This window comes from Curtobacterium oceanosedimentum, assembly GCF_040545555.1.
GTDB lineage: Bacteria > Actinomycetota > Actinomycetes > Actinomycetales > Microbacteriaceae > Curtobacterium.
In genome coordinates this window covers 42,414-64,453 of the sequence record NZ_JBEPMD010000002.1, presented here as the reverse complement: position 1 = coordinate 64,453, position 22,040 = coordinate 42,414, and the positions used below count along the sequence as shown (strand labels likewise).

Annotated in this window: 36 protein-coding genes; 5 read left to right on the top strand and 31 right to left on the bottom strand. The window is 68.5% G+C overall.

What is annotated here, in order from left to right:
- Nucleotides 1-35: 35 nt before the first annotated feature.
- The 5 genes from ABIC52_RS02135 to ABIC52_RS02115 form a co-directional block, all read right to left on the bottom strand.
- Nucleotides 36-785, bottom strand: coding sequence for an HK97 family phage prohead protease (locus ABIC52_RS02135; protein ID WP_354026516.1), 750 nt, complete (start codon nt 783-785; stop codon nt 36-38).
- A gap of 1 nt (nt 786) precedes the next feature.
- The gene (locus ABIC52_RS02130; RefSeq protein ID WP_354026515.1) at nt 787-1,995 is read right to left on the bottom strand and encodes a phage portal protein; all 1,209 of its coding nucleotides are present in this window, start codon (nt 1,993-1,995) and stop codon (nt 787-789) included.
- Nucleotides 1,996-2,004: 9 nt separating this feature from the next.
- Nucleotides 2,005-3,543, bottom strand: coding sequence for a terminase large subunit domain-containing protein (locus ABIC52_RS02125; protein ID WP_354026514.1), 1,539 nt, complete (start codon nt 3,541-3,543; stop codon nt 2,005-2,007).
- Nucleotides 3,544-3,552: 9 nt separating this feature from the next.
- On the bottom strand, nt 3,553-3,765 hold the full coding sequence (locus tag ABIC52_RS02120; protein ID WP_354026513.1) for a hypothetical protein: 213 nt from the start codon (nt 3,763-3,765) through the stop codon (nt 3,553-3,555).
- Nucleotides 3,766-4,280: 515 nt separating this feature from the next.
- The gene (locus ABIC52_RS02115; protein ID WP_354026512.1) at nt 4,281-4,994 is read right to left on the bottom strand and encodes an HNH endonuclease; all 714 of its coding nucleotides are present in this window, start codon (nt 4,992-4,994) and stop codon (nt 4,281-4,283) included.
- Between the two features lie 189 nt (nt 4,995-5,183).
- Between ABIC52_RS02115 and ABIC52_RS02110 the strand changes: the two genes are divergently transcribed.
- The gene (locus tag ABIC52_RS02110; protein WP_354026511.1) at nt 5,184-5,369 is read left to right on the top strand and encodes a hypothetical protein; all 186 of its coding nucleotides are present in this window, start codon (nt 5,184-5,186) and stop codon (nt 5,367-5,369) included.
- Between the two features lie 225 nt (nt 5,370-5,594).
- Here ABIC52_RS02110 and ABIC52_RS02105 read toward each other — a convergent pair whose 3' ends face one another.
- The 21 genes from ABIC52_RS02105 to ABIC52_RS02005 all read right to left on the bottom strand — a co-directional run bounded on the left by ABIC52_RS02105 (nt 5,595) and on the right by ABIC52_RS02005 (nt 13,918).
- Complete coding sequence (locus ABIC52_RS02105; RefSeq protein ID WP_354026510.1) at nt 5,595-6,344, bottom strand: hypothetical protein; 750 nt, start codon at nt 6,342-6,344, stop codon at nt 5,595-5,597.
- Nucleotides 6,334-6,822, bottom strand: coding sequence for a hypothetical protein (locus ABIC52_RS02100; RefSeq protein WP_354026509.1), 489 nt, complete (start codon nt 6,820-6,822; stop codon nt 6,334-6,336). The genes ABIC52_RS02105 and ABIC52_RS02100 overlap by 11 nt, the downstream gene beginning before the upstream one ends.
- The gene (locus ABIC52_RS02095; protein WP_354026508.1) at nt 6,819-7,016 is read right to left on the bottom strand and encodes a hypothetical protein; all 198 of its coding nucleotides are present in this window, start codon (nt 7,014-7,016) and stop codon (nt 6,819-6,821) included. The genes ABIC52_RS02100 and ABIC52_RS02095 overlap by 4 nt, the downstream gene beginning before the upstream one ends.
- Nucleotides 7,013-7,306: a hypothetical protein gene (locus ABIC52_RS02090; protein WP_354026507.1), complete on the bottom strand. Its 294-nt coding sequence runs from the start codon at nt 7,304-7,306 to the stop codon at nt 7,013-7,015. Before ABIC52_RS02090 ends, ABIC52_RS02095 begins: the two co-directional genes overlap by 4 nt.
- Nucleotides 7,303-7,671: a hypothetical protein gene (locus ABIC52_RS02085; protein ID WP_354026506.1), complete on the bottom strand. Its 369-nt coding sequence runs from the start codon at nt 7,669-7,671 to the stop codon at nt 7,303-7,305. The genes ABIC52_RS02090 and ABIC52_RS02085 overlap by 4 nt, the downstream gene beginning before the upstream one ends.
- Nucleotides 7,668-7,934 carry a hypothetical protein gene (locus tag ABIC52_RS02080; RefSeq protein ID WP_354026505.1) on the bottom strand — a complete coding sequence of 89 codons (267 nt, stop codon included), beginning with the start codon at nt 7,932-7,934 and terminating at the stop codon, nt 7,668-7,670. Before ABIC52_RS02080 ends, ABIC52_RS02085 begins: the two co-directional genes overlap by 4 nt.
- A gap of 133 nt (nt 7,935-8,067) precedes the next feature.
- Nucleotides 8,068-8,427 (bottom strand): hypothetical protein, encoded by a 360-nt coding sequence (locus ABIC52_RS02075; protein ID WP_354026504.1) that lies wholly within the window; start codon nt 8,425-8,427, stop codon nt 8,068-8,070.
- Nucleotides 8,424-8,708 (bottom strand): hypothetical protein, encoded by a 285-nt coding sequence (locus ABIC52_RS02070; RefSeq protein ID WP_354026503.1) that lies wholly within the window; start codon nt 8,706-8,708, stop codon nt 8,424-8,426. Before ABIC52_RS02070 ends, ABIC52_RS02075 begins: the two co-directional genes overlap by 4 nt.
- On the bottom strand, nt 8,705-9,016 hold the full coding sequence (locus tag ABIC52_RS02065; RefSeq protein ID WP_354026502.1) for a hypothetical protein: 312 nt from the start codon (nt 9,014-9,016) through the stop codon (nt 8,705-8,707). The genes ABIC52_RS02070 and ABIC52_RS02065 overlap by 4 nt, the downstream gene beginning before the upstream one ends.
- Nucleotides 9,013-9,414, bottom strand: coding sequence for a hypothetical protein (locus ABIC52_RS02060; protein WP_354026501.1), 402 nt, complete (start codon nt 9,412-9,414; stop codon nt 9,013-9,015). Before ABIC52_RS02060 ends, ABIC52_RS02065 begins: the two co-directional genes overlap by 4 nt.
- A complete protein-coding gene (locus tag ABIC52_RS02055; RefSeq protein WP_354026500.1) occupies nt 9,411-9,569 on the bottom strand; it encodes a hypothetical protein in 159 nt (52 codons plus the stop codon). Before ABIC52_RS02055 ends, ABIC52_RS02060 begins: the two co-directional genes overlap by 4 nt.
- Complete coding sequence (locus ABIC52_RS02050) at nt 9,569-9,889, bottom strand: hypothetical protein (protein ID WP_354026499.1); 321 nt, start codon at nt 9,887-9,889, stop codon at nt 9,569-9,571. The genes ABIC52_RS02055 and ABIC52_RS02050 overlap by 1 nt, the downstream gene beginning before the upstream one ends.
- Nucleotides 9,886-10,140, bottom strand: coding sequence for a hypothetical protein (locus tag ABIC52_RS02045; protein ID WP_354026498.1), 255 nt, complete (start codon nt 10,138-10,140; stop codon nt 9,886-9,888). The genes ABIC52_RS02050 and ABIC52_RS02045 overlap by 4 nt, the downstream gene beginning before the upstream one ends.
- The gene (locus tag ABIC52_RS02040) at nt 10,137-10,538 is read right to left on the bottom strand and encodes a hypothetical protein (protein WP_354026497.1); all 402 of its coding nucleotides are present in this window, start codon (nt 10,536-10,538) and stop codon (nt 10,137-10,139) included. The genes ABIC52_RS02045 and ABIC52_RS02040 overlap by 4 nt, the downstream gene beginning before the upstream one ends.
- Nucleotides 10,535-11,356, bottom strand: coding sequence for a hypothetical protein (locus tag ABIC52_RS02035; RefSeq protein WP_354026496.1), 822 nt, complete (start codon nt 11,354-11,356; stop codon nt 10,535-10,537). The genes ABIC52_RS02040 and ABIC52_RS02035 overlap by 4 nt, the downstream gene beginning before the upstream one ends.
- On the bottom strand, nt 11,356-11,745 hold the full coding sequence (locus ABIC52_RS02030; RefSeq protein WP_354026495.1) for a RusA family crossover junction endodeoxyribonuclease: 390 nt from the start codon (nt 11,743-11,745) through the stop codon (nt 11,356-11,358). The genes ABIC52_RS02035 and ABIC52_RS02030 overlap by 1 nt, the downstream gene beginning before the upstream one ends.
- A complete protein-coding gene (locus tag ABIC52_RS02025) occupies nt 11,742-12,002 on the bottom strand; it encodes a hypothetical protein (RefSeq protein WP_354026494.1) in 261 nt (86 codons plus the stop codon). Before ABIC52_RS02025 ends, ABIC52_RS02030 begins: the two co-directional genes overlap by 4 nt.
- Entirely contained in the window at nt 11,999-12,301 is a 303-nt protein-coding gene (locus ABIC52_RS02020) for a hypothetical protein (RefSeq protein ID WP_354026493.1), read from the bottom strand. Before ABIC52_RS02020 ends, ABIC52_RS02025 begins: the two co-directional genes overlap by 4 nt.
- Complete coding sequence (locus ABIC52_RS02015) at nt 12,298-13,005, bottom strand: hypothetical protein (protein ID WP_354026492.1); 708 nt, start codon at nt 13,003-13,005, stop codon at nt 12,298-12,300. The genes ABIC52_RS02020 and ABIC52_RS02015 overlap by 4 nt, the downstream gene beginning before the upstream one ends.
- Entirely contained in the window at nt 13,002-13,385 is a 384-nt protein-coding gene (locus ABIC52_RS02010; RefSeq protein WP_354026491.1) for a hypothetical protein, read from the bottom strand. Before ABIC52_RS02010 ends, ABIC52_RS02015 begins: the two co-directional genes overlap by 4 nt.
- Nucleotides 13,386-13,696: 311 nt before the next feature.
- Nucleotides 13,697-13,918: a helix-turn-helix domain-containing protein gene (locus ABIC52_RS02005; RefSeq protein ID WP_354026490.1), complete on the bottom strand. Its 222-nt coding sequence runs from the start codon at nt 13,916-13,918 to the stop codon at nt 13,697-13,699.
- 131 nt (nt 13,919-14,049) lie between these two features.
- On the opposite strand from ABIC52_RS02005, the gene ABIC52_RS02000 reads away from it, so the two are divergent.
- The gene (locus ABIC52_RS02000; RefSeq protein ID WP_354026489.1) at nt 14,050-14,337 is read left to right on the top strand and encodes a hypothetical protein; all 288 of its coding nucleotides are present in this window, start codon (nt 14,050-14,052) and stop codon (nt 14,335-14,337) included.
- Nucleotides 14,338-14,424: 87 nt separating this feature from the next.
- On the opposite strand, the gene ABIC52_RS01995 is transcribed toward ABIC52_RS02000, so the two are convergent.
- On the bottom strand, nt 14,425-14,586 hold the full coding sequence (locus ABIC52_RS01995) for a DUF2207 domain-containing protein (protein WP_148113331.1): 162 nt from the start codon (nt 14,584-14,586) through the stop codon (nt 14,425-14,427).
- Between the two features lie 126 nt (nt 14,587-14,712).
- On the opposite strand from ABIC52_RS01995, the gene ABIC52_RS01990 reads away from it, so the two are divergent.
- The 3 genes from ABIC52_RS01990 (at nt 14,713) to ABIC52_RS01980 (ending at nt 17,452) form a co-directional block, all read left to right on the top strand.
- Nucleotides 14,713-15,342 (top strand): DNA-directed RNA polymerase subunit beta, encoded by a 630-nt coding sequence (locus tag ABIC52_RS01990; RefSeq protein ID WP_126890885.1) that lies wholly within the window; start codon nt 14,713-14,715, stop codon nt 15,340-15,342.
- A 596-nt stretch (nt 15,343-15,938) separates the two neighbouring features.
- A complete protein-coding gene (locus ABIC52_RS01985) occupies nt 15,939-16,538 on the top strand; it encodes a sigma-70 family RNA polymerase sigma factor (RefSeq protein WP_126890884.1) in 600 nt (199 codons plus the stop codon).
- The gene (locus tag ABIC52_RS01980; RefSeq protein ID WP_126890883.1) at nt 16,535-17,452 is read left to right on the top strand and encodes an anti-sigma factor; all 918 of its coding nucleotides are present in this window, start codon (nt 16,535-16,537) and stop codon (nt 17,450-17,452) included. Before ABIC52_RS01985 ends, ABIC52_RS01980 begins: the two co-directional genes overlap by 4 nt.
- A gap of 202 nt (nt 17,453-17,654) precedes the next feature.
- Here ABIC52_RS01980 and pstB read toward each other — a convergent pair whose 3' ends face one another.
- The 4 genes from pstB to ABIC52_RS01960 form a co-directional block, all read right to left on the bottom strand.
- Nucleotides 17,655-18,434 carry a phosphate ABC transporter ATP-binding protein PstB gene (pstB, locus tag ABIC52_RS01975; RefSeq protein ID WP_111228243.1) on the bottom strand — a complete coding sequence of 260 codons (780 nt, stop codon included), beginning with the start codon at nt 18,432-18,434 and terminating at the stop codon, nt 17,655-17,657.
- Between the two features lie 103 nt (nt 18,435-18,537).
- Nucleotides 18,538-19,623, bottom strand: coding sequence for a phosphate ABC transporter permease PstA (gene pstA / locus ABIC52_RS01970; protein ID WP_126890882.1), 1,086 nt, complete (start codon nt 19,621-19,623; stop codon nt 18,538-18,540).
- A 13-nt stretch (nt 19,624-19,636) separates the two neighbouring features.
- Nucleotides 19,637-20,587: a phosphate ABC transporter permease subunit PstC gene (gene pstC / locus ABIC52_RS01965; protein ID WP_209675461.1), complete on the bottom strand. Its 951-nt coding sequence runs from the start codon at nt 20,585-20,587 to the stop codon at nt 19,637-19,639.
- Between the two features lie 282 nt (nt 20,588-20,869).
- Nucleotides 20,870-21,976, bottom strand: coding sequence for a phosphate ABC transporter substrate-binding protein PstS (locus tag ABIC52_RS01960; protein ID WP_354026488.1), 1,107 nt, complete (start codon nt 21,974-21,976; stop codon nt 20,870-20,872).
- Nucleotides 21,977-22,040 lie beyond the last annotated feature (64 nt).

Genomic DNA, 22,040 nt, shown 5'->3' with positions numbered 1-22,040 from the left:
CAGTGCTGTTGCGGTGTTGAGTTGTGGGTCTGTGGTCAGCCGAGGCGGGCGGCGATCGCCGCGATCGCGGCGCGCTCCGCGCTCATGGCGCTCGAGGCTGCGCGGCGGTCGCGCAGCAGGTGCGGGATGCGCCGCCCTGCCGCCTCGAGCTCGTCGTCGGATGCTCCGCGCAGGTACTCCTCGAGGGACTTGCTGCGCATACCGCCGGTCGTGAACGGGTTCGCGCCGAAGCCGACGATCGACACGTCGCCACGGTTGATGTCGACGGCGTTGATGCGGAGCTCCGTGTAGTCCGGCGACCACTGCGACGATGTGATCTGGAACGCGAACGACATCTCGTTGATCAGGCCGGCGCGCAGCTTCGGGACGATGTACTGCACATCCCGGTCCTCGGGGTCGAGGTTCGGCGCGTTAACGAGCAGACCGTTCTCGTCCTCGCTGAGCTCGAGCGTGCCGTTCTTGGTCGACGCAATCCGCGCCATCGAGTTGTGCTGCAGCACGAGCGGGACGTCCGGGTTCGATCCGAGCGTCTGCGCGAATGCGCCGGCCGAGACGACTTCGGTGTACGGGCCGAAAAAGTCGTACATCTCATACGGCTGTTCGGTCATCGACGCGTAGCCGGTGAACGCGAGCGCGCCGCCGGCATCGGTGCTGTCGCGCAGCTCGAGCCGTGCCGCGGTGCGGACGTGCTTGTCGATCGTCCCGACGACGGAGCTGCGCTTGCGCGGCCGGTCGCCGACGGTGAGTGCCTGGCCGCGCTCGGCGGCGGCTTCGCGGTAGTCCATGTCAGTCCTCCGGCTTGTTGGGGAGCTTCGGAATCATCGGGGCGGGCAGCGCGGCGAGCAGCGTCTGCATCTGCTCGATCTGCTCGGGGGTGAGCGGCGGCTGTTCGTACGCGGCGCGCACCTCGTCGGGCGTGAGGTTCCGCGACGCGATGCGGGTCGCGAACACTGCGGCTTGTGAGGACGGGTCGAGGCGCAGCAGCTCATCGGTGTCGAACTTGGCGAACACCTTGTTCGGCAGCAGGTCACGGCTGAACTTCCGCTCGCGACGCACGAGCGCGGGCTGCAGGTTGAGCACGAGGAATCCGAGGAACCGCTGCGTGATGTTCGCGTAGGTGACCGACTGCCCGGTCGCGTTGATGCCGACGAGGTCGCCAGGGACGCCGAAGTAGCGGACGATGTCGCCGGCCGATGCGTTGATCGTCTCGAGGAACTGCGACTCGTTGGCTGCGATGTTCTTGATGTCGACTTCCCAGTCGTTGCCGGAGACGAACGGGCCGCGCTCCTCCATCGACGCGAGATAGCGGCGCTTGATTTCCGCAACAGCTCCGGCTGGGAGCGTCTTCTGCGTGTTCTTGAGGTGCGCCGTCGGCAGGCCCGGCGTGGCGAAGTAGCGCAGCGCGAAGTCGAGCGCGGACATGTTCTGCCCGATCGAGAGCGCGCCGTACGCGAGCGGGGACAGCCCGATCGGCAGGCCGCTCATCGTGTACTGCTTCTCGTGCCACACGTCGGCGATGTCCTGTGGTTCGCCACCGTAGACGTAGGTCAGCACACCGCCGCGCTGCTGCACAGTCACCGACTTCGCGTCGACGAGCTGGATCCACGTCGGACGGCCGGACACGGGGTCGCGCTGCTTGACGAGGCCGAACGCGTTGCCCATCAGGTCGAGGTCGACCTGCGACGAGTAGAGCCACTCCTCGAGCGACACCGTGCCGCCGATGCCGTCGATCTGCAGCGTCGGCGAGTTGATCCGCTGCACCGTGCCGTCGGGCATGCTCCGCTTGATCAGCAGCGGCAGCGTCGACACGAGGCCGGCGCGCAGCGCGACCGCCGACCAGACGGCGGACGTCTTGAGCGCGGTGTCCTTGGACACGTTGACGCTGCCGACCCGGTTCGGGGTGCGCGACGGGAACAGGTTGTTCGGGGTGTCGCCCGTGCCGCGCTGCTTCGTGAACCCGTCCCACGCTCTGCTGATGGTCTGGCCGAGGCCCATGGGCACCTCCTAGAAAAAGCTGTCGAGGACGTCGTAGTCGGTGCTGGTGTCTCGGCTGGTCAGCGCCCAGTGCGCGAGCGTGACCGCACAGAGCGGGGTGATCGGCGAGCTGCCGCGACGAGTCCAGTGCCAGCCGTCGCCGGAGAACTTCTGCGACGCGGACGAGAGCGCGAGGTTGAGCTCGGGGTCGTCGAGGTGCCGGAACGCGTGTTCCTTGGCTGCGTCGAGCCAGGACGCGCACGCAGCGTTCCAGTCCCGACCGCTGACCTTCTGGACGCGGATGCCTCTCGCCTCGAGCTGCGGCACCAGCGCGCCGGCTGGCGTTGACAGGTCGACTGCGACGGTGTCGTTGAACCGCGGCTCGTTGCCGAGGACCTCGGCGATGCGGTCGACAACCCACGGCTCGCGCGTGCGCTTGCCCCCGTCGTCGGTGGTCTCGCGCATCGGGTAGGTGTCGGTCTCGATCGCCTCGAGGTGCTCGATCCCGTCGGCGCGAGTGCCGGCGACGCCGAGCGACGCGGTGCTCTGCGTCGGGTCGATGTCGAGCGACAGGCAGAGCGGGCTCGACGCGTTGAGCTCGGACGCCGGGTCCGCGGTGGCAGACCAGTCCGACGGCGCGACGACGGCGTCGACCGAGTGCATCCCCTCGGTCCACTGGTTGCCGAACGCGCGACGGAACTCGAGGTCAGGCATGTTGGTGCGTTCGGTCTGCAGGTCCTCGACGCTGATCGTGATGCCGACGGCAGGCAGGTAGCGCTGCCACGTCTCCGGGTCGTCGATGTCAGCGTCCTCGGGAATGGAGAACTCGATGTAGCAGATGCGGCTGTCGTCGTCGGTGCCGGCCTCGACGAGGCTGCGGCCGAGCCGGACTTTCTCGAGCAGGTAGACGCTGCTCTCGTCGCCGGCGGTGCTGATCACGATCTGCTGTGTCTCGGATCGAGTGATCATCGTCGGGCGTAGCGCCTGCTCGATGCGCCAGTCGATCTGCGCAAACGCCTCATCGACGACGAACAGGTCATTCGTGAACCCATGGCCGGCGCGCTTGGTGTTCGACATCAGGCCGATGCGCGACCCGTTCGCCCACACCCACGCCTCGGAGCCGTTCGAGAGGCGCGCTTTGCCGAGGTCGCCGAACGGGGACGCCTTGAGCGTCTCCATCTGCTCATCGACGAGCTTCTCGCGCGAGCTGTTGCGGTTCTGCGCGGTGTAGACGATGCGTTGCGGTGCGGACCAGGCGACCGACCGATGCACTTCCCACGGGAGGATGAGTGTCGTCTTGCCGCCCTGCCGGTGGATCGTGATGATGATGATCCGGTAGTGCAGCTTCCCGTCCGGGTCGAGCTCCATCCCGACGTCAGCGGCGAGGCGCTGCCACGGCATCAGCGGCGTGCCGAGGACATCCGCGACCGCGGCAATCTCATGGCCGATCGTCTTGCGCTCCGGGTTGCGCTTCGTGCACCAGCGGGGCATCGCGGACAGGTCCGGGTACTGCTCGCGAATCCACGTGTTGTCCGGGTCCCACTTGCTCTCGCTGAGACCCAGGGACACGGGCACCTCCTATCGCGCGCCGAACTGCAGTCCCGCGAACGCGTTGGTCGTCGCAGCGCCCGTCCGCTTCTTGTCGAGCTTCTCCATCAGGTCGCGGAGCTGCGTGACGATCGGGGCGACGGACATCGAGGTCGACGGGTGATCAATCTCGTGCGCCAGCCGGCGTGCGAGGACGACGTCGAACACGATGCCCGGGTCGGTGCCGAGGTCCTTGACGAACAAGTCGACGGCCTCCTCGACGGTCGACGGGCCGGCTGGTGGGACGGGGGCGAGCGGCGCGGAGGCGGTGCGACGCGCCCTGCCGCGCGCAGACCCGATCTGCGTGACGCCTGCGCGCCGCTCGGTCGTCTGTCGGTCCGAACGGTCCGACGGCTTCGTTGCCGCCTGCCGAGCCTTGCGATCTGCCCTCGCTCGAGCACTCGCCTGACGGCAGCGGTCACACCTGCATCCCTTTGCGTACGCGGATTCGGTGCCATGCTTGCGCTTCCCCAGATCGGCCATTGAGACCTCCGTGGGATTCATGCGAACGCATCAGGGTCGCGGTCGTCCTCGTCGGATTTCGGAGCGATGCGTTCAAACTCTCTTGCTTCGGGGAGAAATTTTTTTCCAATGGCGTGCGGTCGACACCACATGCCGTTCCTAAAAATCACTCACGCTGACATCAGCGGATCGCCGCCGTGCCCTACCCGGCCCGGGGCAGGGATGCTCAACGGGTCAGTCATGCTCGATCGTCTCGCTCACCATGCGCGGCTGGTGCGGTGAGAGACCCCGTCGGTCCTGGCCTGCTTCGCGCTGTTGCACGACAGGTGCGCGGCCTGCAGGTTGCTGAGGTCGAACCATGCGCCACCGCGGTCGATCGGCACGATGTGGTCGACGCTGAACGACAGCGGGTGCGGGAACTTGTGGTCGTATCGGATCGGCTTGCCGCACAGCCGACACGGATCGTGTGGGCGACGGACGATCGCACTGACTCGCCGCCACTCGGCAGACTTGCGGGGATCGTTCTTGCGGGTGCTGTCTCGGTCGTCCGTGCCGCCATAGTTCCGTGCGCCGGCTTGGATCGCGTACCACTTGACGATGACACCGTCGATGTGTGGCGGTCGGTCAGCGAATCGCGCTCGTTCGAGGCAGGTAGCCATGCCGGGATCAACGACGACGATGTCGGTCGCGCCGAGTCGTTGCGCCGCGGCAGCGCGTTCGTCGAACCGTGGCAGCGTGCGGATCACCCACGCCGACACGTCGGCGGACTCAGCGACGATCCGCTCGAGGCGTGTTCGCTCGGCGGTCGCTGCAGCACGGTACTGCTTCGGGTGATCGTGGCTGAATGGCGAGCCGGCGTTGACGGCGAGCTGATCCCAGTCGATCACGATGTCACCGGACTGAGCGCGCTCGTTGACGATCGTCGACTTGCCTGCACATGGCGCACCGACGACGAGCGTGACGTTGCGCATGCGGACCTCCGGAACGACCAACGCTCCCGACGAGGTTCGTCGAGAGCGTCGGTTCACCAGTCAGAGGAGACACTTGTGGTGCACGTCGATGATCATGCACGCTTTTCGCAGAGCGCGCAAGCTACACGCTCATCGTGTCATGCCGCGAAGCCATCTTCCCGGACCTTCGTCCCTCCGTAGGATCGTGACATGTACTCATCCGGACCGGGTCCGTTCTTCTACATCGTCGCGCTGCTGCTGATCGTCCTGAACGTCTGGACGATGATCATCGTCCTCCGAGCGGGGTACCGGTATCTCGACAGAACTGCACCGCCGAGGAAGCCGCGTCCGCCTCGCGAACCGCTGTTCCCGAAGCCGGACAACCCGCAGGAGTAGCAGTCAGGGCCGATCCGGCGTCGTCGGGGACGATCACAAGCAGACCGAGTACAGCGAGACAGCGATGACGAGGGTGATCGTGGTGAGCTGGTCACTGCCGGCCATGGTTCGTCCCTGTCTGTCGCGGAGTGAAGCGTAGCGGTGTGCGAGTGTTCGCCGGACAGCAGTCGGGGTGATCCTTGCACTCGACAGTGCAGGGCTCGTCCCGCTCGTGCAGCAGCTCGATCATGACGATGCTCCGATGTCGATGTGCTGGTCTGCTGCCTGCTCGATGTCCCACTGCAGCTCACGGAGTCCGCGTTCACCGCGCCAGTAGCCGCGTGGTTCGCTGGCGTCTCGGGTTGCCTGGCAGTGCGTGCACTCGGCGAACGACTCGTCGAGGTCGCCGGGTCGGATGGTGATGACGAGCGCGGTGCGGCGGACGATGTTGTGTCGGTCGCGGTTGTCGAGCCACCATGCCTGTCCACAGACGGGGCAGTCGATGCCGACGAGCTCGCGTTGCCGCGGGGGGTCGAACTTGTCGCGGATCATGCCTGCCATGCGGTGAAGCTGCTGCACAGCGTCGCGGATGTCGTCGGTCGTGATGTCGGCATAGGCGAGGAACGCGTAGCGCCACTGGCGCAGCGACTGCTCGGGGTGTTCACGGTCGAACGGCAGCCGACCGGCGATGGGCAGTGTCGGCAGGCTGTCGAGCCGGGCGATGATGTTGATCTTGATGCGTGCGTAGCGTTCGGCGGCATCGACGTCCATGACGGACGGTTCGCCGGTCGAGCCACCGCTGCCGCGTCCCAGGTCGGGTGTGATCGCTCGACGGAGCTGCACGATGAGGCCGTCGTGGCTCTCGTAGTGGTTCCGGCCGTTGTCGAGCGGGACGGTAACGACGTGCTCGATCGTGAGGTGGTCGACGACATCCTCGAGCTCGGCGACGGCGGATGCTCGCAGCAGGTTCGCGAGCTGGTCGGTCTCAGTCTCCATCGGCGTCGTCCTCGTCTGCGGCGAGCGCCGTGGTTGTCTCGGCGTTGACGATGCGGATCGGCACGCCGGTGAAGGTGGATCGGGCGTTGACGGCGTCGAGGTCCACCGCTGGGATGTCGGCGGTGATGGCGTCCCATCCGGCCTGCGTGACCTCGATGAAGCTGCCGACGACTGTGGCTGTGGGATCGAACTCGCGGCGTATCCACTGCAGCGCGCTGATGCGTTGCAGGTCCTCGCGTGCCCGCATGAGCGGTGCTGCGTCGTTGATCTGCTTGACGATGCTTGCGAGCGGGACGGGGCTGCGGCGGGTGTCTCGTTCGTGCTGGACGGCGCGGGCGTAGTTGACGAGCGAGTCGAGCTCAGCGTCGGGGAGCTGATGTGCACGGCTGGCGCTGTGGACGATGTCAAGCAGCAGCGGCTCGCTGTTGCCGGCGTTGAGGGCTGAGAGCGACTTGCACTGCTCGTCGGAGAGCCTCATGCGTTCCTCCGAACTGCGCGCTCGGCGTTCATGGCGTTGCCGGCCTCCTCGATGAGGCGCTTGCCGAGGTCGGCTGCTTCGGCGGGCTCGAGGCGGGTGACGATGCCGTTGATGACGACGGCGACGAGGCCGGGTCGGTGGCCGGCGCGGATGATGTCGCCGGCTTCGGTGCGGGTGATGGGTGTCGGGCTCATGCGTGCTTCCGTTCTCGTTCGGCGAGGCGGCGGGCGTGGTGCCGGCCGTGGTTGTAGGCGTTGGCGAGCTGACGGGCGGCGAGGTAGGGGATGACGAGCAGGTTGTGATCGTTGAGGTTGCGGGCCTGTCGTCGGGCGTTGCTGCGAGTGGGAGGCGTGACCTGGTAGATCGCGTTCGTCGTCTGCTCGTAGACGACCCAGTGCCGGTCCCTGCTGTGGTCGATGTAGCCGGATGTGAGCGACTCGATGAGCAGTTCCGCGAAGCTCCGGCGACGGGTGCGGCGGTTCACCACTCGACCTCGAGCTGCCACTCGACGAACGGGGTGACGCCTCGGTCGTCCTTCGTGTAGCCGTGGTTCCAGAGACCGCCTCGCGGTTCGCCTCCGTCGTCGAACCCGACCTCGAACCGGCCGTAGCCGATCCGGTTCGGGGACTGCTTGAGCAGCTCGACGGCGCGTTCCTGGCCGACGAGGTGCTCGTCACCCCAGGTGTCGTCGTCGAGGTCGAACAGTCCACCGCGCGGCGAGGAGAGCGCTTCGGCGAGCGCCGTGGTTCGTGCGAGGTCGACGTCGTGGGTTCGGGTGACGACGATCCACAGGGCGTGGTCCTCGGAGTAGATGCGGTGGACGACGGGTGTGGGTGCGCTGCCGGTCATGCGCGGAGTCCGTGGGCGACGATCTGGACGGCGGTCTCGGCGATGACGCTGAGCAGGAGCTGCTCGACCATGGGCTGATCGAGCTGCGCGAAGAACGCGCGGACGCCGGCCATGTTGCCGACGGCTGCCATGTCGACGAGGTCTCGGTAGGCGGCGAGGGTCTCGGCGTGCAGCTTCTCGTAGCCGGGCATCGTCGGCTCATCGCCGATGGGGCCGGTCCAGTGCTTGCCGTCGGTCGATCCTGCTTGCGCTGCTCCGCTCATGCTGAGGGCTCCTGTCTGGTGTGTGCGATCTGGGCGATGCGGCCGGTGCCGTAGCAGGCGGCGCAGTCGGTGGTGCGTCCTCGGTGGACGCAGATGGGGCACGCGGCGAAGCGGGTGCCGATCGTCAGCGTCATCAGCGGTCCAACATCGTGAACGGGAACGCGTGGGGGGTTGTGGCGGTGACGCCGTCCCAGGTGAAGCGCCACTCGTCGGGGTTCTGCGCGTTCGGGACGTAGCCGATGCCCCAGCGCTGCTTGAGCTGCTTGGTGACGTCGGCGGGGTCGTCGTCGCCTGGTTCGGTGGCACCACACTCGACGGACCATGCGCAGATCGCTGCGGCGAGCGCCGTCGGGTCGGTGTGGCCGTAGGCGTAGACGCGGCCACCGTCCTCGTCCTCGAAGAACGGGTAGTCGTCGTCGGCGTAGCAGAGGGCGAAGTCGGCTTCGGTGATGTCGATGACCTCGGCGTTGAGCGGGATCGTGGGTGCGGTCATGGTGTGTTCTCCGGGTGCTTGTGGGACCAGCGCTTGTGCGCGGCCTGGGGTGTCTTGCCTGTGGCGCGGGCGATGTCGGACCAGGACTTGCCCATCGCGAGCTGTCCGTCGACTGCGTCCTGTATCGCGTCGGCGAGGACCTGCTGCAGCTCGAGCAGGTCGTGCAGCTCGTGCTCGTCGGCGTCTGCGACTCGGCGTCCTGCGGCGCGGATGAAGCGGCGAGCTGCGCCGAGGTACTCGCTGGTCTCGACGCTGTCGCGGTGGCGCTTGCTTCGGCTCATCCGTGGCCGTCCGGAGCGTCCCGTTCGGCGTCAACCGTGGGTTGATGGAAAACGAGGCGGTTGGTGCGGGTCCGGTGAGCGTCGAGGCGGTGGTCCTGGTCGAGGCTGTGGAGGCGTGCGTGCCGGACGGCCGAGTCGAACGCGTCTGCCCAGAGCTGGTGATGGTGGTCGAGGCCGAACACGATGCAGCTCGGTCGCAAGCACCTCCACACCCACGGCCGGAACCGTCCGGAGTCGAGCGCGTCGATCCGGGCGGCGAGCGTGCTGATCTTGAGCACGCGCACCTCGGGCAGGTGGCGTCTGGTCATGGTGTCCACGTCAGGAACCCGACAGCGCCGCCCGTGGTGAGGGTGGCGAGCTGCCCGTCCTCGACGAGCCGCTCGGGGACGTCGCTGCGGGGCATGTCGAACGCGACGAGCTCGTAGAGGCTCCCGCGCAGCGCCGACCGGCTCGTCGAGTGAAAGCTCACGACACCGCCGTTCGGCAGGACGATCCGCTCAGCACCCGCCGTGAGCAGCATCTGCAGCGGATTCGCGAACACGTGCGCCTCGTCGATGCGGTCGTGGATCGCGGCGAGTGCCTGGCGTCGCTGGCCGTGGTTCGCGCCGACGATCGCGATGCGGTTCTGCTGGCGGGTGACGGCGAGCTCAATGACGGTGTCGATCGAGACGTCGTTGATGGTCGGGTGCGTGTAGTTCGTGTTCACGAGTGAGCTCCGATCAGGATGGCGAGGGCGAGGCCGGCGACGACGCCGAATGCCCACGTCGAGACGGTGCGTGCGGGACTGCCGGGTCGACCCGCTACGGCGAGGGCGCAGGCCACGGCGAGCGCGATGATCACGGCGAGGGTGAGGGCGAGCATCAGACGCTCCGGGCGAGGTTGATGGTGGACAGGTGGACGAGTCGCGGGAGCTGTCCGGGGCCGCTGACGAGCGCGTAGCCGGCGGGAATGTCCTCGTCGAGCTCGGCGGTGATGGTGCCGGCGCAGTAGTCGGCTGCGATGGCGATGCCGTGGCCGGCGTCGTCTGCGGCGAGCGCGGTGATGACGACGATGTCGATGTCGGCGTTCCATCGGGCGATGCGGTCTGCGCGGGCGGCGATGCGGGCGCGGAGTGCGGCGACGGTGGCGGGTGATGGTGTGGGCGCGATCGTGACGTGCACGACGGGCTGTGTGATCGTCACGACGCACGCTCCTCGGAGGCCGGCGTGACGATGACCTCAGACGACGGGTCGAGCGGCCACATCGCGTAGGGGTCGGTGCCGCGTACGCCCTCGAGCGAGACGCGGACGGCCACATCGTCGCGGTTCGAGCGGACGGCGATGAGCGGTGCGGTGATCGTGGCGCGCGAGTCGGCAGGGCGGATGGTGAGGTCGCTGCCGATGTGGCTGGCGCTGAGCTGGTCGGCGGTGATGGTGACGGGGTGCTTGCTCATCGGGTGCTCCTGAGGTGGGTGAGGGCTGCGTGTGCTGCGCGGCGGGCTTGGATGGCGCGGACGTCGTCAACGAGCGGTGCGCCGGTCAGGTCTGCGCGCTGTCGGGACTCGGCGACGTAGTCGCGGTTCCAGAGCGCGTCGCTGATGGCTCCGGCGAGCGCGTCGACTTCGCCCGTGGCGGGCTGTCCGCCGCGGACGTGGTTGACGGCGTCGAGCGCGATGGTGGCGACTTCGTCGAGGCTGATGCGGATGATGTCGGATCGGGTGCCACTGGTCTCGTAGGCGACGAGGCCAATGGTGCCGCTGCCGCCGAGCATCGCGACGCGTTCGTCGCGGCGCTCGGTGGCGATGCGTGCGAGGGTGTTGCCGATGGCTGTCCACTCGTCCTGACGGGTCATGCGATGCTCCGATCGGTGAGGTCCTGGCGGGAGACGAACTCGAGGTCCTCGGACTGGTAGAGCCCCTGGACGTCGACTGGGTTGCGGGCGACGATGACGATGTAGGCGTCCACGTCCTGCACCTCGCCGCGGGCGCGATTGGTGATCGCCTCGATGAGCAGCACCGCGGCCATGGGCGACAGCGGTCCCACGGGGCGGACGGCGCGCTCGAGGAGGCCGTGCAGTCGGCGGATGTCCTTGGCTCCGGCTCGGAGCGCTCGTGCCTGCACCATGTCGTCGAACACCAGGTCCGTCCGGACTCGCGCGTCTACTTCTGGACGGACCTGTGTTTCGTCATCAATGTCCAGTCCAGAGGTCGGGACGGGACGGGACTGGGACGGGACTGGGACGGGTAGTCCGGACGCCGCTTGGATTCCTGCCGGAGTCCCGTCGGTTGTCCCACTGGGACTCCGCTTGGACGCCCGGTAGGCCGCTTTCCGATCACGCTCCGACTTGCGGTCGGCGAGCACCTGTTCGCGGCTCGGGTGGTACTCGAGGAAGTCGTGGATCGTGATGCCGCCTGAGGGCGGTTGCACGCACGACTCGCACGTGTGGTCGGGGCGGTGCCATAGGCCGACACGGACGAGCTCGTCGATGTCGCTGTCGCGTGCGTCGAGCTCGTCGAGCTCGTGCGCCTCGACGATGCCGTCGGTCAGGGTGCGGATGGCGTAGTTCCCGACGAGGGTCCATAGGCCGATGCACTGCTGCCGACGCTTCCGAGGGATGCGGATGACCTTCTGCGAGATTCCGAATTGGTCGTCGATCTTCTGCCACGGCATCAGGCGTCGACCTCCGTGACGACGAGCAGGACACGCTGGTCGCGCTTCGCGTGGCCGGGACCGAGGTACTCGATGGCCGGCGACGAGCGTTCGACGAGGTTGGGCGTGTCGTCCGGGACGACGCCGGCATCGACGATCCCGTCGATGAGCGCCTTGAGGGTCGGCGCGAGGTTCTCGTTGCCGTCCCGACGCCGTCGGTCGGCGACCTGCCAGACGAGGTGCACGTGCACCTTGTCGAGGGCCGGGATGTGCGCCTGCCACGCTTTGAGGCGCGCCGACGTGCGAGCGAGCCTCGTGCGCTGGTGCCGCTCGCGCCAGCCGTAGCGGTCGTTCGCGGAAAGCAGCGGGCGCTCCCACTCGAACTCGAGCGTCCACTGCCGGGCGCTCACAGCGCGCTCCACTGCATGTCGTTGGTCGTGCAGAACGAGCCACACGGGCAGCGCACTGGGTGGCTGTGGGTGCTGAACCGTGATTGATGCGGGCTGCAGACGAGCACGTTGTGTCCGCACGGCAGACGACCAGTCCAGGTCGCCGGGTCGCTGCAGTAGGTGACGCCACCGACGTCGCGGACGACGATGCTGCAGCGAGGGACGTCGTCGAGGATCGATTCGTCGAGCACGGTGTCGTGATCGAGCAGGGCGGTCATGCTGCGGCTCCGGATTCGTGAAGGTGGCGGGTGAGCGACTGGCGCTCGTACTCGGCGACGGTGATGCGGGGGTGCGTCTCCCAGTGCTCGAGCAGCTCGGGGGACGCGTAGGCACGAGCTCGTGCGCCGTTGCCGATGAACAGGTCCCATGCGTCGATGCCGGCGCGTTCACCTCGCGCGTTGAGCAGCCGCCCGCGGCATGCCTCGGACGCTGCCTCGTACGCGGCGGCGCGGTAGTCCTCGAACTCGGCGCGGATCGCCTTGTGAAGGTCGAGTCCGAACCGCACCGCCGCGCTCACGAGGACCTGCCGATCGACTCGCGGAACGTCGCGGCGACGTCGTCGAGGCAGTCGGCGAGCGCGGACATCAGCTCCCAGGCGCGTTCGTCCTTGTCGAGCAGGGCGCTGCGCACTTCGCTGGTGCGTGCGTGGACGTCGTCGAACATCGCTGCTGCCTCGCCGGGGCTGACCGCCGGCTGCAGGACGGCGGTTCCGTGGGTCGGGTCACCCGTGACCTGCACTGCAGCAGCGGCGCGCTTGCGAGCGGCTCGCTCACGGGCGTACTCGCGTTGCCAGCCCCTACATGCTGCGCACCGGCACCCGTGGTGGTTGTAGCCGCCAGGCGTTCCGTGGGTGATCGTGACTGCGCGCTGCGGCGCGGACGGAGCGGCGTCCGGCTGCGGACCGGCCGGACGGGTCTCGCGCGGCTTCGGTTCGGGTCGGGTGGCAGGCTGGCGAAGCGGGCGCGTGCGCGGCGAGCGGCTGGGGCGAGTTTCGGGCTCGGCCGCGTAGTGCGCCGGCTGCTGCAGCACCTCGAGCGGCGCGCCCTCGCGGACGAGCTTCGCGTACTGCCAATCGCCGTTGGCGCGCATGTTCGCGGCGCGGCAGGACTGTCCGTTGGTCTCGCCGTTCGGGCAGACCGATCCGCGGCATCCGAGGCGGTATCCCTCGGGTGTCCCGTGTGGGTAGCCGTCGACTGCGAGGTCGTGGCCTGTGGCGGTCATGGTGTTCTCCGGATGGTGATCGGTTCGCCGAGTGCGACGCGGAGCGTGGCTTGAGTGAGTCCCTGCCGGACGATGAGGTCGACCGCCGCGGCAGTGCGTGTCGCGTCGGAGACGGGTCGGATGCCGACGAGGCGTCCGACGGTCTGCAGGTGCATGTCGCGCTGTCCGGGGGTACCCCCGGTGCGGAACGAGACGACGGCATCGATGTCGTCGGCGGTCAGGGTTCGGACGGTGGTCGTCTCGCTGATGACCGTGCGGTTCGGTGCGAGGTGCCAGTCGATTGCGGGCGGGTCGCTCTGCCGGTCTGCGGTGGCGGCGGCGAGGTCGCGGCGCAGCTCGTCAACGACGCGTCCGCGCTCGCGTCCTCTGCTGCGACCCATCAGCTCGTGGTGAGGATCAGCGCCGCCGCGACGCACGATGCGGCGAGCGCGAAGAGAACGACTGTCCACGAGGGCGGGAGGCGGTACCTCATCGGATGGCCGACGGGAGGAACATCGCGAGCAGGACGGCGGTCCCGAACGCTGCTGCGAGCAGATTTTCGCGGAGCTTGGACATCTGGGGGCACCTTTCGGGCGCGACGAATAGCGCCTCGGATGGGCGCTGTTGGATGGGTGGGGTTAGGGCCGGGCGGCGAAGCCGATCGCGATGATCAGCGCTTCCGCGGCGAGGAACAGGATCACGGCGACGACGATCATGCGCTGAGCGCTTCCTCGCCGAGCAGGTAGGAGACCGTGCAGCCGACCAGGGTGGCGACGGCGCGGAGCTCCTCGACGGTGAACGGAACCTCGCCGTACATGCGCCGGTAGGCGGCGGTGCGCGACCGATCGATCGCCGCGGCAACGTCCTTGGACGTCAGACCCTTGCGGGCGACCTCGGCGCGGACCGTATCGGCGACCGTGCGATTGTTCTGCATGGCGGAGACGTTACACGCTCACCGTGCAGAGTCAAGCCGGTTTCTACACGCGTGTCGTGCAATCGCGCCGCGCAGTGGTTTCGGTGCACGAAACACGTGCACGCTGACCGCGCAACTGCTACGTTGAGCGCATGACGAATGTGACCCCGCTCCACCGTGGACACGTCAACCCTGACGTGACTGCCGTCGCCGATGAGGTGCGCGGCATGCTCGCGAAGCGTCGAATCGCGACCTACAAGCTGCCAGAGCTGCTGCAGGACGGTACGTCGCGCGGCTACTGGCAGCGCCGGGTCAGCGGCGACATCCCGTTCGATGTCGCGGACCTCTCGGCTGTCGCGGGGGTGCTCGGTGTCTCCATCAACGAGCTCGTGCCGTCGCGACCGACGCCGACTGCGCCGAATCGCGGGGCTACGGATTAAAAGTCCGGTGCTCTACCAACTGAGCTAGAGGCCCTCACCCGCAAGGCTAGCGGGTGAGGGCCTCCAGTCGGGTACCAGCGCTGTCGGTCAGCTGCGGCGCCCGGTGAGCGTCCGCAGGAGCCACACGATCACCGCGATGACGAGCAGCACGATGCCGACCCACAGCAGGAACTTGAGGCTCGCGGTGAAGCCACCGACGAACAGCAGGATGACCGCGATCACGGCCAGGATGACGAGCAGGGCGTTCATGGAGTCTCCTCTTCTCAACGTCCGGGAGGAGTGCCTCCCTGCCGGAGCACGGTACCCGGGAGTGCCCGGTTGCGTTCGTGGCGAACGGGGGACGCGCACGTCGGCGGCCGCGCCTACACTCGCCGGGTGCCTCGCGATCACCACCGTCCCGTCCACTTCACCGACCAGGAGTTCGCCGCGATCCAGGGCGGTGACGACCCGGCCCTGGTCAACCGTGTGGCGCACGAGACGGCGAACGCGCTGCTCCACCGCGTCCGGCAGGACCCGGACCCGGCGGTGGTCGAGCGGCTCGTGACCTACACGGACGTGCACGGCATCGACGCGATCGCCGAGCTGTGGGCACGCGTCGGTGCGCACACGCTCCCCGGGGCGCTGTGGCGGATCTACCTCGTGCGGGTCGTCATCCGGCAGAACCCGGAGGAGATCGCGTACTTCTTCGAGCGGGGCACCGCGCAGATCGGCACGATCGACGAGGCCGTCGCGGGCGCCGAGCAGCCGACGGGTCCGGCGGAGATCCTGACCCTGGCGGACAGCATCCTGCACGGGCTGTACACGGGCGACCTCGCGGTGGCGCTCGACCGCGGCGCGGCGTTCTGCCGGCTGACCGCCGCGGGGGCGACCTCGGTCGCGGACGATGCCGACCTGACGGCAGGGGAGCGCGCGAGTGAGCTGACCCGTCGGGCGCTCCGGTTGACGGAACTCGCCGCCGACCTGACCGAGGCGGCGGCGCTCTGGCGTCGCGACAGCCTGGACTGAGCGAGCGGCGGGGCGGGCCGGCAGCGCGCCTCCAGACCGACTGCCACCCGGGTCCGAGTCGGATCGCGCCCCGGTCCGGACGTCGCGCCCCTGAGCACACGGGTGCGACGTCGGCTCGGGGGCGCGTCAAGGCAGCAGCCCACGACGGCGGACGACGAGCCGCGGAAGCCCCCGGACGTGCGAAGACCGGGCCGCAGAAGCGCCTCTCGGCGCGAGGCCGCTCGAAGCGGCGAATTTTGGAGCCCGGGGCTTGCTGCGGCCCGGCGACGTCGAGTCTACGAGAGTCGCCCTGTGCGCGTGACCGTGTTCACTCTCGACGGACACGGAGCGCAGCCGGGCGTGCCCTGGACACGAGCGCGACGCAGCTCTGCCCAATCCGCTCGGGCGACGGTGCCGAACAGAGGGTGTGACGCTCCTCGCGGACGTCACAGCGAGGGCCCGCTCGACCCGGTCCGGTACCCGCCGGTCAATTCCCTGCGGGCCGTGCGGCCCTCGCGCACCCGCTCCACGCCGCGAGGATCCGAACCACCCGAACCCGACCTGCGAAGTGGACGCACATGTCGGAACCGATGCCACCGAGAGGGGGGAAACCTGCAATGCTTGCGCTCGTGGAACACGACACCGAGGCCTGGAGCTCCACCGAGCCCGTACCCGTGTCGCCTGACGATCTGCTCGCTCGTGTCGCCTCCGGCGACCAGGCAGCCTTCTCCGACCTCTACGACGCCCTGTCGGGCCGTGTGCTCGGTCTGGTCACGCGACTCCTCAAGGACCGCGCCCAGTCCGAGGAGGTCACGCAGGAGGTCTTCCTCGAGGTGTGGCAGCAGGCCACCCGCTTCGATCGTTCACGCGGCACCGCCGCCAGCTGGGTCCTCACGATGGCCCACCGTCGAGCGGTCGACCGGATCCGGGCATCGCAGGCGTCGCACGACCGGGACACCAAGATCGGCATCCGCGACCTGGAGTCCGGTTTCGACCAGGTGTCCGAGTCGGTCGAGATCCGGATCGAGCACGAACGCGTCAGCCGCGCGCTCGCCAAGCTCACCGAGTTCCAGCGCCAGGCGGTGCAACTCGCGTACTACGGCGGCTACTCGCACAGCGAGATGGCCGAACGGCTCGGTGTCCCGATCGGCACCGTCAAGACCCGTCTCCGTGACGGGATGATCCGACTCCGAGACGAGATGGGGGTGACGTCATGACCGAACGCCACGACGACCCTGCCCTGCTCACCGGGTCGCACGCCCTGGACGCCCTGTCGGACGACGAGCGCGCGCTCCTCGAGCACGCCCTGACGACGTCGCCGGAGCTGCAGGCGGAGACGGACTCGCTCCGCGAGACCGCGCTGCAGCTCGCGTACGCCGTCGAGCCGATCGAGCCGTCGGCGTCGCTCAAGACGTCGCTGATGGCACAGATCGCCCGCACGCCGCAGGCTGCTCCGCTGGACGCTGCCTCGTCGGGCACCGGTCTGGAGGCTCCGCTCGCCTCCGCCCCGTCGCCCACCCCCGTCGCCGGTGCGGCTCCCGCCCCGGCGCAGGTCGCCGAGACCGAGAACGTCGTCGGGTTCGGCGCGGGTCCTGCCGTCGGCCACGACGAGGGTGCGGCCTCGGCGAAGGCCCGCCGCCGCTGGTTCCAGCGTCCCGCGGCCGCCCTGTCCGCCGCAGCCGCCGTCGCCGTGGTGTTCCTCGGTGTCGGGCTCGGTGTCGGCACGAACTTCGGTCAGACCGAGGGCACCGGCCCTGGGACCACCCAGGCCTCGGGCACGCTCGACTCCATCTACGCCGCGTCCGACTTCCAGCGCACGACCGCGAAGGTCCCCGGTGGGGGCTCGGCGACGGTGGTCTGGTCGCACGACGTCGGCAGGTCCGCGGTCATCCTCGACGGTGTCGAGCAGGCTCCCGCGGGCAAGACCTACGAGCTCTGGTACATCGGGTCCGAGGGCGGCGAGATCGTCCCCGCCGGCCTGGTCGACGGTGCCCGGAACGGCGTGCACACGGCGGTCCTCGACGGCAAGCTCACGCCGGGTGCGGCGATCGGCATGACGGTCGAGCCCGAGGGCGGGTCCGACCAGCCGACCTCGACGCCGCTCATGGCCGTCCCCACGACCCAGGCGTAGCACCGACGTTCGTGGTGCGATCGGGGTCCGTCCTCGTCCGCCTCTTTCGTTGATGGAGCAGAAGACGTCGGGTCCCGTGTAGTGACCCGACGTCTTCTGCTCCATCGACGAGCCGGAACCGACGCAGCGAGGCCCGGTGCCGTCCGTGGCGGACGTGCACCGGGCCTCCAGGCCGACCGTCAGGAGACGGACCGGGCGCCGATCACCCGAAGCGACCCGAGACGTAGTCCTCGGTCGCCTGCACGGACGGGTTCGAGAAGATCGTGGCGGTGTCGTCGAACTCGATGAGCTTGCCCGGCGCACCGGTGCCCGCGATGTTGAAGAACGCGGTCTTGTCGCTGACGCGCGACGCCTGCTGCATGTTGTGCGTGACGATCACGATCGTGAAGTCCTTCTTGAGCTCCTCGATCAGGTCCTCGATCGCGAGCGTGGAGATCGGGTCGAGGGCCGAGCACGGCTCGTCCATGAGCAGGACGTCCGGCTGCACGGCGATCGCGCGGGCGATGCAGAGACGCTGCTGCTGCCCACCGGACAGGCCCATGCCCGGCTTCTCGAGGCGGTCCTTGACCTCGTTCCACAGGTTCGCGCCCTGCAGCGAGCGCTCGACGATGTCGTCGGCCTCGGACTTCGAGACGCGCTTGTTGTTGAGCTTCACGCCGGCCAGCACGTTGTCGCGGATCGACATCGTCGGGAACGGGTTCGGACGCTGGAACACCATGCCGACCTGACGGCGGACGAGCACCGGGTCGACGCCCTGGCCGTACAGGTCGTCGCCGTCGATCTTGACGGAGCCCTCGACGTACGCGCCGGGGATGACCTCGTGCATGCGGTTCAGCGTGCGGAGGAAGGTGGACTTGCCGCAGCCCGACGGGCCGATGAAGGCGGTGACGGTGCGGGGCTCGATCGTCATGTCGACGCCCTCGACGGCCTTGAACTTCGAGTAGTAGACGTTGAGGCCGTCGACCTCGATGCGCTTGGACACGTGGTTTCCTCCGGGGTGGATGGTCGTTGCCGTACGGCTGACGCGCTGCGCTGGCGGGCTGGTCGGGTGCACCGACCGGGTGCCGCTCCGCTGGCGGTCGGCGCTAGCGGGGGAGCTTGGGGGCGAAGAGGCGGGTGATGAAGCGGGCGAGCAGGTTGAGCACCATCACGATGAGGATGAGCACGAGCGCCGCGGTCCAGGCCCGGTCGACGAACGGCACCGGGTTGGCACCCTGCTGCGAGTACTGCGTGTACGCGAAGACCGGCAGGGTCATCATCGGGTTCTTGAACAGGTCGTAGTTCATGCTCGCGGTGAAGCCGGCCGTGACGAGCAGCGGCGCGGTCTCGCCGATGACACGGGCGATCGACAGCATGACGCCCGTCGTGATGCCGGCCAGGCTGGTCGGCAGCACCACCTTGAGGATCGTCAGGTACTTCGGCACGCCGAGCGCGTACGAGGCCTCGCGGAGCTCCATCGGGACGATCTTCAGGACCTCCTCGGTGGAGCGGACGACCACGGGGATCATCAGGACGCTCAGCGCGATCGAGCCGACGAGGCCGAAGCGGGCGCCCGGGCCGAGGAACAGCGCGAACAGCGAGTAGGCGAAGAGACCGGCGACGATCGACGGGATGCCCGTCATGACGTCCACGAAGAACGTGATGCCCTTCGCCAGCGCGCCCTTGCCGTACTCGACCAGGTAGATCGAGGTGAGCAGGCCGATCGGCACCGAGATGAGCGCGGCGAACAGCGTGATCTCGAGCGTGCCGATGAGGGCGTGCAGGGCGCCGCCGCCGTCGGAGATGACGCCGCGCATCGAGGAGTTGAAGTACTGGGCGTCGAAGCGGGCGAGACCGTCGGCCAGGACGGTCCAGAGCAGCGACACCAGCGGCAGCACCGCGATGACGAACGCCGTGATCACCAGCGAGGTGATGAGCCGGTCGACCGCCTTGCGCCCGCCCTCGACGATGCGCGACACGACGACGATGAGGACGTCGAACAGGACGGTGCCGAGGAACAGGGCGGCGACGACGTTGAAGTCCTTGACCGCACCGCCCGCGTTCAGCAGGGCGAAGACCGCGACCAGGGCGACCCAGGAGCCGACGAGGAGGAGCCACGGCACCGACTTGTGCAGCTTGCCGTTGGCGTAGACGTTGCCGGCGGTGCCGGTCTGACGGAGGGCGAGGGACATCGGGCGTGACCTCTCAGGAGACCCGCTTGCGCACGATGTAGCGCGCCAGCATGTTGATGACCAGGGTGATGACGAAGAGGATCAGGCCCGACGCGACCAGGGCGTTCAGGGCCGTGCCCGACGCCTCGGCGAACTGCAGGGCGATGTTCGCCGCGATCGTGGAGGGGTTGAGCGACGTCAGCATCTGGAAGGTGACGTTGGTCGAGACCGAGAGCACGAGGGCGATCGCCATCGTCTCGCCCAGCGCGCGACCGAGGCCGAGCATGATCGCCGAGACGATGCCGGACTTCGCGAACGGCAGGACCGACAGGCGGATCATCTCCCAGCGCGTCGCGCCGAGGGCGAGTGCGGCCTCCTCGTTGAGGGTCGGGGCCTGCAGGAAGATCTCGCGCATGACCGCGGTCATGATCGGGATCGCCATCACCGCGAGGACGATCGATGCCGTCAGGATGGTGCGGCCCGTGCCGGAGACCTGCCCCGAGAAGAGCGGGAACCAGCCGAGGTACTCGTTGAGGAAGCCGTAGAACGGCTTGAGCAGCGGCGCGAGCACCACGATGCCCCAGAGGCCGTAGACGACCGACGGCACCGCGGCCAGCAGGTCGATGACGTACCCGAGCACCGGCGCGATGCGACGCGGTGCGTAGTGCGAGATGAAGAGCGCGATGCCCAGCGAGAGCGGTACGGCGATGACGAGCGCGATGAGCGCCGAGTAGACGGTACCGAACACGAGCGGACCGACGTAGTCCCAGAAGCTCGTGGCGTTGTTCGGCAGCTCGCCGACCTTCGCCGTGAAGGCGGGGATGCTCTGCCAGACCAGGAAGGCGGCGACGAGCACGAGCACGAAGAGGATCAGGCTGCCGGCGACCACCGAGGCGGTCGAGAACACCCGGTCGCCGACGCGGACGACGGCCTTCGGCTTGGCGGGGGAGACGGTGGCCCCTGGCTGGGCCGGTGCGGTCGTCATGGGACTCCTGTCGGAGGGGAGGCCGGGCTCCGTCGAGGAGCGGCCGGGGGAGGCGACGGGGTGGAACTGGTGGAGCTGGTGGTGCTGCTGGCGCTGCTGGTGCTGCGTCCGGTCCGGCCGGTGCTGCGTCCGGTCCGGCCGGTGCTGCTGGTGCTGCGTCCGGTCCGGCCGGTGCTGCTGGTGCTGCGTCCGGTCCGGCCGGTGCTGCGTCCGCGCTGGACGGGCGAGAACCCGGACGCCGGTCAGGATGGGTGGGACCGGCGTCCGGGCGCTCAGCGGGCCTTACTTGATGGAGGCGACGGCCTTGGCGGCCTTCTCCGACAGGTCGGAGGAGAGGGCGGCCGACTTGGCCTCCTTCGCGGCGGCCTCCTGCGCGTCCTGCGTGACGACGTAGTCGAGGTAGCCCTTCACGAGCTCACCCTTGGCGGAGTCCTTGTACTCCTGGCAGGCGATCGCGTAGGAGACGAGGACCAGCGGCCAGGCACCCTCGGCGGTGTCCTTACGGTTGATCTCGATGGCGAGATCGTTCTCCGAGCGGCCCGAGACCGTGTCGGAGTCCGCGACGACCTTGGCAGCGCCCTCGGCCGAGATCTCGGTGGCCTTGTCGCCGACCATCAGCTTCGCCTTGTCGAGGTCACCGGCGCCGGAGTCGTCGATGTAGGTGATGGCGTTGGAGGCGCTGGCCATCGCCGAGGCGACACCCGAGGTGCCCTTGGCCGAGTCACCGACCTGGTACGGGAAGGTCTGGCTGGGGGCCTCGGTCCAGACGTCCGACGCGTTCGCCGAGACGTACTCGGAGAAGTTCTGCGTGGTGCCCGAGTCGTCCGAGCGGTGGATCACGGTGATGTTCGCGTCCGGCAGGTCGACGCCCTTGTTCAGGTCGGCGATCTCGGAGGCGTTCCACTTGGTGATCTTGCCCGAGAAGATGCCCGCGATGGTCTTCGCGTCGAGCGTCAGGTCGGAGACGCCCTCGACCTTGTAGGCGATGGCGATCGGGGAGATGTAGACCGGGATGTCGATGGCCTTGTCCGCGCACAGGCCGAACGAGCCCGAGAGCTCCTCGTCCTTGAGCGCGGCGTCGGAGCCGGCGAAGTCCGCGGCACCCGAGATGAAGTTCTTGCGGCCGGCGCCGGAGCCGTCCGGCGAGTAGTTGACCGTCACGCCGGAGGCGACGTTCTGGAAGTTCGCAGCCCAGGTGGCCTCAGCGGTCTGCTGCGCCGACGAGCCGGAGCCGGTCAGCGTGCCCGAGAGCTTCGAGTAGTCGGTGCCCGAGCTCGAGGTCGGCGCTGCGGACTCGCCGCTGCCGCTCTCGTTCGCCGCGCAGGAGGACAGCACGACGGCGCCGGCGATCGCGATCGCTGCGATCGAACCGATTCGCTTGATGTTCACAGGGGTCCCTTCGGGAATGTCATTGCAGGCGGGACCGCTGCTGGTCCCTCGGGCCGGTGCTGAC

What these genes read in the sequence shown, in the direction of transcription:
- ABIC52_RS02135 (WP_354026516.1), bottom strand. Translation starts at nt 785, where the DNA reads ATGGACTACCGCGAAGCCGCCGCCGAGCGCGGCCAGGCACTCACCGTC.
- ABIC52_RS02130 (WP_354026515.1), bottom strand. Translation starts at nt 1,995, where the DNA reads ATGGGCCTCGGCCAGACCATCAGCAGAGCGTGGGACGGGTTCACGAAG.
- ABIC52_RS02115 (WP_354026512.1), bottom strand. Translation starts at nt 4,994, where the DNA reads ATGCGCAACGTCACGCTCGTCGTCGGTGCGCCATGTGCAGGCAAGTCG.
- ABIC52_RS02110 (WP_354026511.1), top strand. Translation starts at nt 5,184, where the DNA reads ATGTACTCATCCGGACCGGGTCCGTTCTTCTACATCGTCGCGCTGCTG.
- ABIC52_RS02105 (WP_354026510.1), bottom strand. Translation starts at nt 6,344, where the DNA reads ATGGAGACTGAGACCGACCAGCTCGCGAACCTGCTGCGAGCATCCGCC.
- ABIC52_RS02100 (WP_354026509.1), bottom strand. Translation starts at nt 6,822, where the DNA reads ATGAGGCTCTCCGACGAGCAGTGCAAGTCGCTCTCAGCCCTCAACGCC.
- ABIC52_RS02095 (WP_354026508.1), bottom strand. Translation starts at nt 7,016, where the DNA reads ATGAGCCCGACACCCATCACCCGCACCGAAGCCGGCGACATCATCCGC.
- ABIC52_RS02085 (WP_354026506.1), bottom strand. Translation starts at nt 7,671, where the DNA reads ATGACCGGCAGCGCACCCACACCCGTCGTCCACCGCATCTACTCCGAG.
- ABIC52_RS02080 (WP_354026505.1), bottom strand. Translation starts at nt 7,934, where the DNA reads ATGAGCGGAGCAGCGCAAGCAGGATCGACCGACGGCAAGCACTGGACC.
- ABIC52_RS02075 (WP_354026504.1), bottom strand. Translation starts at nt 8,427, where the DNA reads ATGACCGCACCCACGATCCCGCTCAACGCCGAGGTCATCGACATCACC.
- ABIC52_RS02070 (WP_354026503.1), bottom strand. Translation starts at nt 8,708, where the DNA reads ATGAGCCGAAGCAAGCGCCACCGCGACAGCGTCGAGACCAGCGAGTAC.
- ABIC52_RS02065 (WP_354026502.1), bottom strand. Translation starts at nt 9,016, where the DNA reads ATGACCAGACGCCACCTGCCCGAGGTGCGCGTGCTCAAGATCAGCACG.
- ABIC52_RS02055 (WP_354026500.1), bottom strand. Translation starts at nt 9,569, where the DNA reads ATGCTCGCCCTCACCCTCGCCGTGATCATCGCGCTCGCCGTGGCCTGC.
- ABIC52_RS02045 (WP_354026498.1), bottom strand. Translation starts at nt 10,140, where the DNA reads ATGAGCAAGCACCCCGTCACCATCACCGCCGACCAGCTCAGCGCCAGC.
- ABIC52_RS02040 (WP_354026497.1), bottom strand. Translation starts at nt 10,538, where the DNA reads ATGACCCGTCAGGACGAGTGGACAGCCATCGGCAACACCCTCGCACGC.
- ABIC52_RS02035 (WP_354026496.1), bottom strand. Translation starts at nt 11,356, where the DNA reads ATGCCGTGGCAGAAGATCGACGACCAATTCGGAATCTCGCAGAAGGTC.
- ABIC52_RS02025 (WP_354026494.1), bottom strand. Translation starts at nt 12,002, where the DNA reads ATGACCGCCCTGCTCGATCACGACACCGTGCTCGACGAATCGATCCTC.
- ABIC52_RS02015 (WP_354026492.1), bottom strand. Translation starts at nt 13,005, where the DNA reads ATGACCGCCACAGGCCACGACCTCGCAGTCGACGGCTACCCACACGGG.
- ABIC52_RS02010 (WP_354026491.1), bottom strand. Translation starts at nt 13,385, where the DNA reads ATGGGTCGCAGCAGAGGACGCGAGCGCGGACGCGTCGTTGACGAGCTG.
- ABIC52_RS02005 (WP_354026490.1), bottom strand. Translation starts at nt 13,918, where the DNA reads ATGCAGAACAATCGCACGGTCGCCGATACGGTCCGCGCCGAGGTCGCC.
- ABIC52_RS02000 (WP_354026489.1), top strand. Translation starts at nt 14,050, where the DNA reads ATGACGAATGTGACCCCGCTCCACCGTGGACACGTCAACCCTGACGTG.
- ABIC52_RS01995 (WP_148113331.1), bottom strand. Translation starts at nt 14,586, where the DNA reads ATGAACGCCCTGCTCGTCATCCTGGCCGTGATCGCGGTCATCCTGCTG.
- ABIC52_RS01985 (WP_126890884.1), top strand. Translation starts at nt 15,939, where the DNA reads ATGCTTGCGCTCGTGGAACACGACACCGAGGCCTGGAGCTCCACCGAG.
- ABIC52_RS01980 (WP_126890883.1), top strand. Translation starts at nt 16,535, where the DNA reads ATGACCGAACGCCACGACGACCCTGCCCTGCTCACCGGGTCGCACGCC.
- pstA (WP_126890882.1), bottom strand. Translation starts at nt 19,623, where the DNA reads ATGTCCCTCGCCCTCCGTCAGACCGGCACCGCCGGCAACGTCTACGCC.
- pstC (WP_209675461.1), bottom strand. Translation starts at nt 20,587, where the DNA reads ATGACGACCGCACCGGCCCAGCCAGGGGCCACCGTCTCCCCCGCCAAG.